Raw genomic sequence first — 12202 nt, 5'->3', positions numbered from 1 at the left:
GCGGAGATCCTGAGGATCTCCGCCTTCTTTTTACCTATATGGATTAAAGTACGAATGAGCTAGTGATAATTACTAACAAGATGAAAAGCACCAAAATAGCACCTGCAGATGTTCCGATTGGATTAGACATTGTATCAACCTCCTGAATAATGATTTGGGGGTGGTGCGACTAGACAATACTATCTTATGTAAAAGTACCTATAACGACTAGACGGCTACCTATATCGTGAAAAATAGGCTATAATTGAGTCTATATACAAATTAGACATGCTATCGTCATGTCAGTAGTTAACAACGTAGAAAGTTTCCTGAAGGAAACGCTAAGGAGGAAGCAGTTTTGGAGTTTAAGGGAGTTATGGGAGGACTGTATAGAATATCGGAGTGGATTATGCGGTTATCCGTTATTAATTTGCTTTGGATGCTTTGCTCAATTCCGGTATTCTTTTTCCTCTTTATGGGGTTAGTGAGTCAAACGCCGGACGCTTTAAAAGCTACGTTGCCGATTCTTGCAGTTTTGGCACCGTTTACTTTATTTCCTGCGACAACAGCGATGTTTGCCGTAGCTAGGAAATGGGTGACAGGAGAAGAAGATGTTCCATTGTTAAAGACATTTTTCCGTGGATATAAAGAAAACTACTTGCAGAGTATGTTGGGTGGAATTTTCTTTGTTCTTATTTTCGTGATAATCGGAGTGAATTATTTCTTCTATTTGAAGCAAGGAAGTTCGTTAAGGGTTTTGGCTGTTTTGTTTATTGCTTTCACCGTGATTATGATTATTGCTTTGTTTAATTTCTTCTCCATAATCGTACATTTGCACATGAAGATTTTTCAAATTGTCAAAAATTCAATTTTAATTACAATTGGCAATCCTATTAATTCGATTGTATTGCTCGTTTGTAATGGTGTTATTGTTTATATTTGTTTGACGAAGTTCAATTTCTTCTTAGTTGTTTTCTTCATGGGTGCTATTGTGGCAACGTTCTCCTTCTGGCAGTTTAACAGAAGCTTTACTAAGCTTCAAACGAAGCAACAAGAGCTTGAAGAGAAGGAGCAACAGCGACTAGCTGAAGAAGCGGAAGCGGCTGCAGAAGGAAATGAGGATGCAAATGAGGGAGTCGTAAATGAAACTCCAGTTAGTTTGCATAAAAAAGATGATAATGACAAGAATAGAGATTAATCCTACCAGTTGATTATCAGCGTGGTTGGATCTATAATAAGAAAACAGAAGAAATCTGCGATGTTCGTAACGGTTTTAAGTTGTTTTAAACCAATGACTGTTTCTAGGGAGACCTATATTGATGTGTGGCTGACATGCCCTCGAAAGGGGACCTCAAATACACGTCTGCGGACACCCACCTGCGAGAGCGGGTTTGAAGCACGGAAACCGGACGGCATAGGCGGGTTTCTTCGAATAAAAAAGAGGTTGAACAGGGATTGCCTGCTCAACCTCTTTTTTATTTGAAAGATGTGTTTGGGGTTCCGGGGCTATCTGAATGAGATTAGCCGCAAAAATCCAGTTAAGTTCCTTGGAGTGCTGTTGTGCTCGGAAATAGATGTAGGAAATTCAGTTAATGTTCTACCAGTCTTATTGCTGCTCCGCAAGATCCGTCAACTGATGGAACGTGTTTTGTAATGTCGGGTATAGACTGCGGTAAATGTTATAATAAGCTTCATATTTAAGCTGATTCGTCGGATTCGGTTCTACGCGATCTGTGACTTTAATCCAATCCTCGCATAATTTCGTAATTTCGACTTGGCGTACGCCAGATGCTGCCATGATAGCTGCTCCATAAGCTGGGCCATCTGTCGAATTAACTGTAACGACAGGGATACCGAAGATATCCGCAATCATTTGACGCCAGAAAGGACTTCTAGCACCACCACCGTTAACGCGAAGTTCGGTCACTTCAATTCCGGATTCACGAATCAGTTCCATGGAATCGCGAAGTCCGAAGGTAATGCCTTCTAGAACAGCGCGGGTCAAATGTGCTTTCTCGTGCCGAAGATTAAGCCCGATGAAAGCCCCGCGAGCTTTAGGATCAGGATGTGGCGTACGTTCCCCAGATAAATAAGGAAGGAACAGTAAGCCCTCACTTCCAAGTGGTGCTGTTGCAGCTTCTGCTGTCAGTATTTCATACACGTCTTTGCCTTCTTGCTCAGCGCGTGCGAGCTCTTCACTAGCAAAGTGATTGCGCCACCACTGGAATGATCCGCCTGCCGCGAGCATAACACCCATGCGGTGCCACTTGCCAGGCACGCCATGACAGAAGGAATGAAGCCGATACGCTTCATCCACTTGGTAGGTGTCGTCGTGGACGAAGACGACACCAGAAGTGCCGAGCGCGACCGAGGCGATGCCTTGGCGGACGACGCCAACACCAACGGCGCCGCAAGCTTGGTCGCCGCCGCCGACAACGATCGGCGTGCCTGGGGCTAAGCCGGTCAGTGCTGCTGCCTCCGGCAGCAGGTGCCCGGCAATGTCGCCGGACTCATAGAGCGGCGGCAGCCACTCGAGCGGGATCTCTAACCGCTCCGCGACGGTTTGAGACCAGCTGCGGTGGGCGACATCGAGCAGCAGCGTGCCGCTGGCGTCGGCCATGTCCATGCCGAACGCACCCGTCAGGCGCAGCCTGACGTAGTCCTTCGGCAGCAGCAGATGCCGAACGCGAGCGTAGTGCTCCGGCTCATGCTGCCGGAGCCATAAGAGCTTAGGCGCGGTGAAGCCCGTCAGCGCCCGATTGCCTGTGAGGCGACCGAGCTCGGCTTCGCCGACGGTCGCCTCGATGTAGGCGCACTGCTCCGCGGTGCGCTGATCGCACCAGAGCAGCGCAGGCCGGATGACCTGCTGCGCCTCGTCGAGGAAGACCGAGCCGTGCATTTGGCCGGAGAAGCCGATACCCGCGACTGCATCACCGGAAACGCCGGTGCTAGCTAACAGTCCTTGAATGCCTTCAATGGTGGCATTCCACCAATCTTCGGGATGCTGCTCAGCCCAACCTGGATGAGGTTGTTGCAGCGGATATTGAGCAGAATGTGAACCGATAACTGTACCGGTTTCATCGACTAGAATGCATTTAATTGCAGAAGTACCTAAATCTAAACCCATAAAATAAGCCATGAGATCACCCTTTTGTCATGTAATATGGTCATTGCTTCGATATTCTTTGTTTGTTTATTGAATATACAAAGATAACATAATCAATGTATTCGCTTATGCTTTCAAATATCCTTCTTTTCCAGTCGATTATTTCTATGAATTTTTGCTAAGAAGGGTATCCTTAAAATATGGAAGTAATCTCTTTTGTAATGGTGGTATAACATGTCTCAAAATTTTCCCTTGGGAAAGAAAATTTCATTGGAACATAATTGTTTACCTGTAGCATAAGATGGGGTTATGTAGTATACTACATATAAATGTTTCCCTAGAACAACATTATTGGTCTTGTGAAAGAAGGGTAAAGCTATGGATATTGCCAAAAAAGAACCGATTCAGGATGGGATCGGATGGCGCAAAGATTCTTCGACGCCAAGTCTGCCTGAAGTTCATCATAGTATGAAAGTGCCGAAGAAAGCAGGCTTTTTCCGGAAATTGTTAGCTTTCGTTGGACCAGGATATTTGGTAGCGGTCGGTTATATGGATCCTGGCAACTGGGCGACTGACTTGGCAGGCGGCTCGCAGTTCGGGTATACGCTGCTTTCTGTTATTTTAATTTCTAATCTTATGGCGATTCTCTTGCAAGCCCTGTCCGGTCGCCTGGGCATCGTGACAGGTCGAGATTTGGCGCAAGCGTGCCGCGATCATTATAGTAAGCCAGTTTCTTATGTGCTTTGGTTTCTGTGTGAGCTTGCTATCGCCGCCTGTGATCTAGCAGAGGTTATCGGTGCCGCGATTGCTTTGCAGTTATTGTTCGGTTTGCCCCTCATTTACGGTGTGATCTTGACGGCATTAGATGTTATTCTGGTGTTAATGCTTCAGAAGAAAGGTTTTCGCTATATTGAGGCAATGGTTATTAGTTTGATTGCACTTATCATGGTTTGTTTTATTATGGAGCTTATATTCTCGCAACCTGAATTTGCAGCTGTAGCTGCTGGCTTCATTCCAACGACTGAAATTGTAACGAACCCAGCCATGTTATATATTGCCCTTGGTATTCTAGGAGCGACAGTTATGCCGCATAATTTGTATTTGCACTCATCCATCGTACAGACGCGCAAAATCGAACCTACAATTGAAGCCAAACGCGAAGCGATCAAATTCTCGACCATTGATACAACGATTGCCTTAATGTTAGCGTTATTCGTGAACGCGGCGATTCTCATTCTTTCGGCGGCCGCTTTTCATTCGGCAGGGAAAGAAGTTGCTGAAATTCAAGATGCATACCATCTCCTTGGGCCCATGTTGGGCACGGGAGCAGCCAGTATATTGTTTGCCGTTGCACTCTTAGCATCCGGTCAGAATTCAACACTTACAGGCACGCTGGCTGGACAGATCGTCATGGAAGGCTTTCTGAACATTCGACTAACACCTTGGTTGCGTCGATTGATTACTCGTTTAATTGCCATCATTCCTGCAGTCATTGTCATCGGGATTTATGGGGAGAGTGGTGCGACAGATCTGCTTATTCTAAGTCAGGTAATTTTGTCCTTGCAATTATCATTTGCTGTGATCCCGTTAGTTACTTTTACATCTGATCGTAAAAAAATGGGCGTGCTCGTAATCCCGAAATGGATGGCTGTATTGAGTTGGTTTGTTGCTATTTTAATCGCGGGATTGAACGCTTATCTGCTGTATACTACTTTTTTTGGATAAAAAGGAATAGTTAGGAATAGATTCTACTAAATCGGGGGAGTGATCCCTCGATTTTTCATTTACCTCTTTTTCTAAAGCATAATCAATGGTATTATAGAGAATAGTGTTGAAATGGCAAGTGGTCTACATGCACTTCATTGAAGGGGGAAAGGGCTTTTGCTAAAGAGAACTTTAATCGGATTAGTACGTAGTCATGAAACGACAGGGGAAAAAGCTAGAGATCCTTTACTTAAAACTAGATATTTTAAGCTGCCGAAGGAGCAAGTTTGGGAAGAGGTAACGGCTGTATTGAAGAAAACACCAGGGTACAAGCTATTGCATGAGGTCCCGAACGTAGGTGAAATTCTTGCTGAGCGCAAGACGGTTACTGGAAGAACCCAAGATGTAACGTTGACTTTATTTGCCATCAATCCCGTGAAAACGGCTGTTGATATTTATTCAGCTTCACGTGGTTCAATGGGGGATCTTGGATCCAATTATCGTACGATATTAGATATTTATAAACAATTAGATCGTAAGCTTGCTTCATATAAAATTGATGGATAACAAAAACAGCAGGGAAGCTTGGCCTCCTTGCTGTTTTATTTGTGTGGATTACACTAATTTTTTGACAGCTGCTACAGCTGCTTCATAGTTCGGGTGAGCTGTCATTTCGCCAAGGTACTCAACGTATTGAACAGTGTCATTAGCGTCGATTACGAAAATAGAGCGCATATCCAATTGAATTTCTTTGATCAATACGCCGTAAGCTTCGCCAAAAGATTTTGTTTTGTAGTCAGACAATGTGATTACTTTGTCGATACCGGCAGCGCCGCACCAGCGAGCTTGTGCGAAAGGAAGATCAACGCTGATTGTAAGAACAGCAACGTTGTCGCCAAGGCTAGCTGCTTCTTCATTGAAACGACGAGTTTGTGCATCACAAACCCCTGTATCTAAGGAAGGAACTACGGAGATCAATTTAACTTTACCTGCGTAATCAGCAAGTGAAACTTGTGTCATCAAATCTTTGTTAACTTTGAAATCAGGAGCCTTGTCACCTACTTTAATTTCGGGACCTACCAAAGTGATAGGATTGCTTTTCAGGGTAGCAACACCAGTGCGTTCTTGTGCCATTGAATGATTTCCTCCTTTATTATCCATGCTAAATAACAACTCACTTATTATAAGCTTTTTGCAGATAAGTTGTCCAATCGTTGCTGCCACGCTATAATCGGAATCAAAGAACGTGTTTTGTTTCTTCACTAAGTAGTTAAATGTCGGGGGATTTATTCAAGTGGAATTAAGACAATTGCAATATTTTGTGAAAGTTGCTAGGAAGCAGCATGTAACACAGGCGGCGGAAGAGTTGCACGTAGCGCAGTCTGCGGTTAGTCGGCAAATTCATATGCTGGAAGAGGAACTCGGTGTTGATTTATTTGTGCAAAAGGGGCGTAATTTACATCTGACCTCTGTTGGGCATTTATTTTTAAGTCGAGTAGAAGGGATTCTTACGGATTTGGAACGTGCGGTCGGTGAAATCCATGAGTTTCTTGATCCGGAGGCTGGTGAGATTCGAATTGGCTTCCCTCATAGTCTTGTTATTAACTTACTTCCTGCTGTGGTTGCGGCATTTAAGAAAAATCATCCCAATGTGAAGTTTAGGCTGCGTCAGGGTACATATACGTCATTAATTCGTGATGTTTCAAGAGGAGAAATCGATCTCGCATTTATTTCACCCTTTCCCGAGTCCCATGAGCACGTGACGGGTGAAATTCTATTAACGGAAGAGTTGTATGCGATCATTCCCTCTAATCATATTCTGGCAGACTATACGTCAATTCGCCTTGAACAGTTGAGAAACGAGCCTTTCGTTATGTTTAGTGAAGAGTATACGCTTCGAACGATCGTGATGGATGCTTGCCAGACAGCAGGTTTCGTTCCTAAGATTGAATTTGAAGGTGAGGAGACGGATACGATTCGAGGACTTGTTGCCGCGGGTATGGGAGTCAGTCTGCTTCCAGCGATGGCGTTATTGGAAGGTGGCCAAATGCAGCCTGTTAAGATTCGTATAACGGATCCGCAAGTTACAAGGACGGTTGGATTAATTTGTCGTAAGGGTGTAAAGCTGCCTCTGGTAGCTGAAGTGTTCCGGCGTTTCTTATATGATTATTTTAAATGAGAAAAGCTCTCCCGTCAGGTCTAATTGAACCTGCGCGGGAGAGCTTTCGTGTTTAATCGTCGTTATTACGACCATTGAATATCATTAAGTACTTCAGGAGCTCGAGGACGGAGATCAGGGCAGCGGCTACGTAAGTTAGCGCGGCAGCATTCAGTACCTTAGCTACACCACGCTCTTCTTCATTAGAGATGAAGCCGTGTGATACCATTTCATCACGTGCTCTTGAACTAGCGTTAAACTCGACTGGTAACGTTACTAATTGGAAAGATACGGCTGCCGCGAAGAAGATGATACCGACGCCCAAGAGCCATGGGATCTGTTGAAAGAAGAATCCCGCTAGGATCAAGATAGGAGCCACACCCGAAGCGAAATTCACAACAGGGAACATCTTGTGTCTAGCAACGAGCATTGGGTAATGGACTTGGTGCTGAATCGCGTGCCCTACTTCGTGACAGGCAACAGATACAGCTGAGATGGAACTCTGAAAGTAGACGGGCTCTGACAAGCGTACAGTCCGAGTCGTTGGATCGTAATGGTCTGTTAATGTCCCAGGTACAGCTTCAACAGGGACATCGTACAGGCCATTGGCGTCTAACATCCGCCTTGCAGCTTCCGCTCCTGTCATTCTTGAGTAGACAGGTACGTTTGACCATTTGTTAAATGTTCCTCGCACTCGAAACGAAGCCCACATGGAGAGGCCGAATGCAATGATAATTAGGAAATCCATCGGGTGAAAAAACATAGGGCATGCCTCCGTAATTCAATTTATGAGAACGGATTTTTACCTAAAAGGACAATTAGTGCTTCGATGCAGGCAGCGGTTGGTTGTGTCAAGATATGATACAGTTTTTTCAGCTGCTTGGGCTTCAATTGCTGAACAAGTGGGCTGAGTTCCTTGGCTTCCTTCATTAATTGTTCTAAATGCAATTGAAGGGATGTAAGCTTATCTGTCACGGTATCATCTGAGGTTACTTTACTCCACTGTTGTAAGTTTACTTTGATTTCCTCTAAGGTATATTTCTCGTTCTTCATAGATTCAATACGCCTCAGTCGGTGCAAAGTTTCATCACTGTACAGACGATAATTCGTATCTGATCTTCTTTCGGGTTCGATTAAGCTCAGCTTGGTGTAGTAATCAATGGTACGAGGGCTGACATCAGCAAGCTTAGCGAGCTCTCCAATTTTATAAAGCTTCTCATTCCCCATGCTAAATTCACCTCTACTCCACTGGTATGAATTTCTTTCTTCTATATAACCATGATACCTGATAATAAACCGTACAGTCAAACGTGATGCTTCAGAAACCTGACATTGGAAATGGGGGTAATAATGGTGTTTTAGGACTGCATATGAGCCGAAACACGAATTATGCTTGTTTCATGTCAGGTTATTTTTCGTTTTTTTCAATATTTTAATGAAAATCCTATTGTCAAACGAAAATAACCTGTATATAATGACATTAAGAGTTTCATTACATGTTACTTAATATAACATTAAAGGAAGTGGTCGTATGGTTAAGAAATTGTTGTTAGCTTTCGGCGTTATGTCATTACTGTTCCCTACACTCGCATTTGCTGCGGATGAGGCGACAGCACCGCAACTTCAAAGTGCAATTGATGCAGTATGGGTTATGTTAGCAGCAATCTTAGTCATCTTCATGCAAGCTGGTTTTGCACTATTAGAAGCGGGGTCAACTAGAATGAAAAATGCCGGTCACGTAGCCGGTAAAACGATTTTAACTTTCGGGATATGTGCCATTGCATTCTGGGCTGTAGGATTTGGTTTCGCCTTCGGTGATGGTAATGCATTCTTCGGAGAAACAGGCTTCTTCGTGACAGGTTTAGAAGATCAAGCTGCTGCCGCGTTTGGATCTCTTTCCTTCTCCGATGTCCCAATCGGTATTAAATTCTTGTTCCAACTAGCATTTGCTGGTGTATCCCTTGCTATTGCTTGGGGTGGTTTTGCAGAAAGAGCGAAACTTCCGGTTTACTTCATCTTCGGAATTCTGTACACCGTAATTATTTATCCAATCGTAGCGCACTGGGTATGGGGTGGCGGCTGGTTGAGCAAATTGGGTATGCAAGATTTCGCTGGTTCAACTGTCGTTCATTTACAAGGTGCAACTGCTGCGTTAGTGGCAACCATCTTGCTGAAACCGCGTATTGGCAAATATAATAAAGATAAAACACCTAACTTGATTCCTGGTCATAACCAAGTGTTGTCTGTTCTTGGGGTAATTATCCTATGGATTGGTTGGTTCGGTTTCAACCCAGGTAGTACGCTTAGCGCGATGGGTGATGGCTTCTTCGGTTATATCGCATTAACAACGAATATGGCTGCTGCGGCAGGTGCTGTAGCTGCATTGATTATCTCTTGGATGTACTTCGGTAAAGCAGATATTCCTAGCATGTTGAATGGTGTTCTTGCGGCTCTTGTTGCTATTACAGCTGCTTGTGCGTTCGTAGACGCTTGGGCTGCAATCGTAATTGGTGCTGTAGCGGGTATTGTAACCTTCTTCACGGCACAATGGTTCGAAAGAGCTGGAATTGACGATCCGATCTATGCATTCTCTGTACATGGTATCGCTGGTATCTGGGGAACACTTTCCACTGGTTTGTTCGCAACACCGGAGCTTTCAGCTAAAGTAGGTGTTGGTGGTGCAGGTTTATTCTACGGCGGTGGTTTCCATCAATTAGGAGTTCAAGCGCTTGGTCTTGCTGGAGCTCTAGCATTCGTACTTGTTCTTTCCTTCATTATTCTAGGTATTCTTAAAGCCACAATCGGCCTTCGTGTTACAGAAGAAGAAGAAATCATTGGTCTGGATCTTTCCGAGCATGGTTCATACGGTTATCCGGAACAAATGAAAAAAGCAGCTCAAAACGGTGTGTCCGTTTAATAACACATATACTTTCTACTAGAGCAAAGGGGATGCAACATGAATCATCTCTCAATGGAACAGATCCTGGAACGCATATATCTCTCCGAACAATTCGAAGAGATGCGAATAACCAGAGATCAGGTGCATGAGATGTTTCGGGAGCATCTCCTTTTTCCCTATAGATCTGAACTGGGACAACAAATCAATCAAGTACATGATGCATTGATCCATAGAACGACGCAAATTGCGGAACATCTACTTGAAGATGAAGGTTACGGAAAGCCGCCTGTTGCATATGCTTTTATCTTATTAGGCAGTGGTGGCAGAAGAGAGCAAACGCTGTGGAGTGATCAGGACAATGGAATCATTTATGGAGATAGTGAAACGCACACGCAAGATGAGTTAGATCTATATTTTGATAAGCTGGCCTCCTATATTATTCGTGGTTTAGATGTGTTGGGCTACCCGCCTTGTGAAGGGAATGTAATCTCCAGTAATCCGCAATGGCGTAAATCCCTGCAAGGATACACGGAGATGATGATTAGTTGGTTCATGGAACCTGATTGGGAAAATGTTCGCTATCTGCTCATATTGGCGGATATGCGTTGTATGTATGGATCAGAGGTATTGGTCAAGAAATTGAAACAATCGTTTATAGATTATGTTCAGGAACATCCGGAACTCTTGAGATACCTGTTGTCAAACACGTTACATCACAAGATTTCGTTAGGTATATTTAGTCATTTGATTACAGAGCGTTATGGCGAAGATGCAGGTGGATTTGATATCAAATATGGCGCCTATATTCCGATCGTCAATGGGATTCGGCTGCTTGCTATTCAAGCAGGGATTCTAGCTACTTCTACGATTGAGCGAATTAAACAGTTGAAGGTAACAGGATTTGTGTCTGAACAGTTAGCCCATGATTGGGAGATGGCTTTTACCATCGCATTAAAGCTAAGAGATCTAACCCCCTTCCAATTAGAGGAAGAGAAATATACAACAAGAGGTAAACTTACGGCAGAGCAACTTAACAAAGAGATTCGTTTGGAATTAAAACAATGTTTACGAACGGGCATTCAGTTGCAGAAGTATGTCAGTAAATCGATAGACTTACACATAGAGAGAGAAAAAAGGTAGATATATCGGAATCGGAAATCACGTTTCATTGCGTTGGGAGAGGTGACTCGCGTGAAGGATATGCGTCCAGCAGGTCGTATGTGGCATTTGTATAAAATGGGCGGTTTGACCCCAGCTTTAACCTCGATGTTTGATGCGCAAAGTGCGCAACAAATGGCTTTTATACGGTCGATGCTGAAAGAGCAACGTAAAGATTCTTTGTTTGAAATTCCATTGCATGCGATGGAAATCGTTGTGTTTGATCTAGAAACGACGGGCTTCTCTCCGTACAATGGTGACGAAATTATCTCGTTCGGTGCTGTCTCCGTAATTGGCGGTGAAGTGCAAATGGGCGATACTTTTTATAAAATGGTGAATCCTAAACGCAAGATTCCAGATGAAGTCGTAAAGTTGACGGGTATTACGAATGAAATGGCCAGTGATGCACCTGACTTAATCGGAGTATTAAGTGATTTCTTAGAGTTCGTGCAGCAGAAAATCTTAGTTGCGCATGCCATTGGGCATGATAAAAGTTTTTTGAACTCGGCTTTGTGGCGTACGTCCAAAGTGAGCTTATCCCATCGTGTTTTGGATATTATGATGATTGCAAAATGGCTCATGCCCAAACGAAAAAATCTGGGTTTAGACTCACTCTTACATGCGTATGACATCCCGGTTACGGGTAGACATCACGCACTTGAGGATGCACTCATGACAGCGCAGTTATGGTCCAGGTTCATGGAAGAAATAAGAGCGAGAGATGTAGACACATTAGGTGATTTATATGCTTTGTTAAGCCATCATTGACCGATGACAAACGAAAGTTTGTGATATGCGGTTGTGGTGGTTTTTTTTAGGGCGTACACCTGTAAGTCAGGATTCTCTCTCTGTTGCAGGGAAAGGATCCAATAAGTTGGAATGGTATGCCAAAGTGTTGTAAGGTCCTCAGCGGAAGGGATTGATGCAGCCTTAGGGTGGGAATGAAATATTCCGACGACCGTTCGACGTTTATCGGTTAGATAGGGAAGCAGCTCGACGGGATGGATGGAGAATTCTCGTGTTGGATGTGCAGCATGATTATGAAGAGGGATGAATGTGTGGATGTGTACGTCATATTCAGAAGAAGAAGCATCCTGAATAAGGATGCCACATGCTTCGTTAGGGAGAGAACGCATACTGTGTGTGAGCATGTCGTCATATGATTTCCTTGATATAAGTATGCTCACTAGCGCTCACT

At 44.0% G+C, this 12202-nt stretch carries 12 protein-coding genes and 1 other RNA gene; 8 read left to right on the top strand and 5 right to left on the bottom strand.

Annotated elements, in window-relative coordinates; genetic code table 11:
* The first annotated feature begins 337 nt into the window (after window positions 1-337).
* Window positions 338-1177: a YesL family protein gene (locus A8708_RS03500; RefSeq protein ID WP_068662132.1), complete on the top strand. Its 840-nt coding sequence runs from the start codon at window positions 338-340 to the stop codon at window positions 1175-1177.
* A gap of 49 nt (window positions 1178-1226) precedes the next feature.
* A non-coding RNA gene (gene ssrS / locus A8708_RS03495) (6S RNA) lies at window positions 1227-1408 on the top strand.
* A 177-nt stretch (window positions 1409-1585) separates the two neighbouring features.
* Here ssrS and xylB read toward each other — a convergent pair.
* Entirely contained in the window at window positions 1586-3118 is a 1533-nt protein-coding gene (gene xylB / locus A8708_RS03490) for a xylulokinase (protein ID WP_068662131.1), read from the bottom strand.
* Between the two features lie 345 nt (window positions 3119-3463).
* Between xylB and A8708_RS03485 the strand changes: the two genes are divergently transcribed.
* Together A8708_RS03485 and A8708_RS03480 are read left to right on the top strand one after the other, a co-directional pair.
* Window positions 3464-4810: an Nramp family divalent metal transporter gene (locus tag A8708_RS03485; protein WP_068662130.1), complete on the top strand. Its 1347-nt coding sequence runs from the start codon at window positions 3464-3466 to the stop codon at window positions 4808-4810.
* 156 nt (window positions 4811-4966) lie between these two features.
* On the top strand, window positions 4967-5356 hold the full coding sequence (locus tag A8708_RS03480; protein ID WP_056616306.1) for a DUF1499 domain-containing protein: 390 nt from the start codon (window positions 4967-4969) through the stop codon (window positions 5354-5356).
* Between the two features lie 48 nt (window positions 5357-5404).
* Here the strand turns inward: A8708_RS03480 and tpx are convergent, their stop codons facing one another.
* Window positions 5405-5923 carry a thiol peroxidase gene (gene tpx / locus A8708_RS03475; RefSeq protein ID WP_068662129.1) on the bottom strand — a complete coding sequence of 173 codons (519 nt, stop codon included), beginning with the start codon at window positions 5921-5923 and terminating at the stop codon, window positions 5405-5407.
* 160 nt (window positions 5924-6083) lie between these two features.
* Between tpx and A8708_RS03470 the strand changes: the two genes are divergently transcribed.
* On the top strand, window positions 6084-6968 hold the full coding sequence (locus A8708_RS03470; RefSeq protein WP_068662128.1) for a LysR family transcriptional regulator: 885 nt from the start codon (window positions 6084-6086) through the stop codon (window positions 6966-6968).
* Window positions 6969-7020: 52 nt separating this feature from the next.
* On the opposite strand, the gene A8708_RS03465 is transcribed toward A8708_RS03470, so the two are convergent.
* Together A8708_RS03465 and A8708_RS03460 are read right to left on the bottom strand one after the other, a co-directional pair.
* A complete protein-coding gene (locus tag A8708_RS03465; RefSeq protein WP_068662127.1) occupies window positions 7021-7710 on the bottom strand; it encodes a zinc metallopeptidase in 690 nt (229 codons plus the stop codon).
* Window positions 7711-7733: 23 nt separating this feature from the next.
* Window positions 7734-8174 carry a MerR family transcriptional regulator gene (locus tag A8708_RS03460; protein ID WP_068662126.1) on the bottom strand — a complete coding sequence of 147 codons (441 nt, stop codon included), beginning with the start codon at window positions 8172-8174 and terminating at the stop codon, window positions 7734-7736.
* Between the two features lie 304 nt (window positions 8175-8478).
* Between A8708_RS03460 and A8708_RS03455 the strand changes: the two genes are divergently transcribed.
* From A8708_RS03455 to A8708_RS03445, 3 genes are read left to right on the top strand one after another with little or no spacing between them, the layout of a single operon-like run.
* Window positions 8479-9864, top strand: coding sequence for an ammonium transporter (locus A8708_RS03455; protein ID WP_068662125.1), 1386 nt, complete (start codon window positions 8479-8481; stop codon window positions 9862-9864).
* Between the two features lie 39 nt (window positions 9865-9903).
* Window positions 9904-10986, top strand: coding sequence for a DUF294 nucleotidyltransferase-like domain-containing protein (locus tag A8708_RS03450; RefSeq protein ID WP_068662124.1), 1083 nt, complete (start codon window positions 9904-9906; stop codon window positions 10984-10986).
* Between the two features lie 51 nt (window positions 10987-11037).
* Entirely contained in the window at window positions 11038-11772 is a 735-nt protein-coding gene (locus A8708_RS03445) for an exonuclease domain-containing protein (protein ID WP_068662123.1), read from the top strand.
* On the opposite strand, the gene A8708_RS37035 is transcribed toward A8708_RS03445, so the two are convergent.
* Window positions 11766-12191 (bottom strand): M67 family metallopeptidase, encoded by a 426-nt coding sequence (locus A8708_RS37035; RefSeq protein ID WP_068662122.1) that lies wholly within the window; start codon window positions 12189-12191, stop codon window positions 11766-11768. The two genes, A8708_RS03445 and A8708_RS37035, sit on opposite strands and share 7 nt — an antisense overlap.
* Window positions 12192-12202 lie beyond the last annotated feature (11 nt).

The sequence above is a fragment of the Paenibacillus oryzisoli genome, from assembly GCF_001653565.1.
In the GTDB taxonomy this organism is placed as follows: Bacteria; Bacillota; Bacilli; order Paenibacillales; family NBRC-103111; genus Paenibacillus_E; species Paenibacillus_E oryzisoli.
Note: the sequence above shows the minus strand (reverse complement) of the source record. Positions and strands in the feature narration are given on the sequence as shown.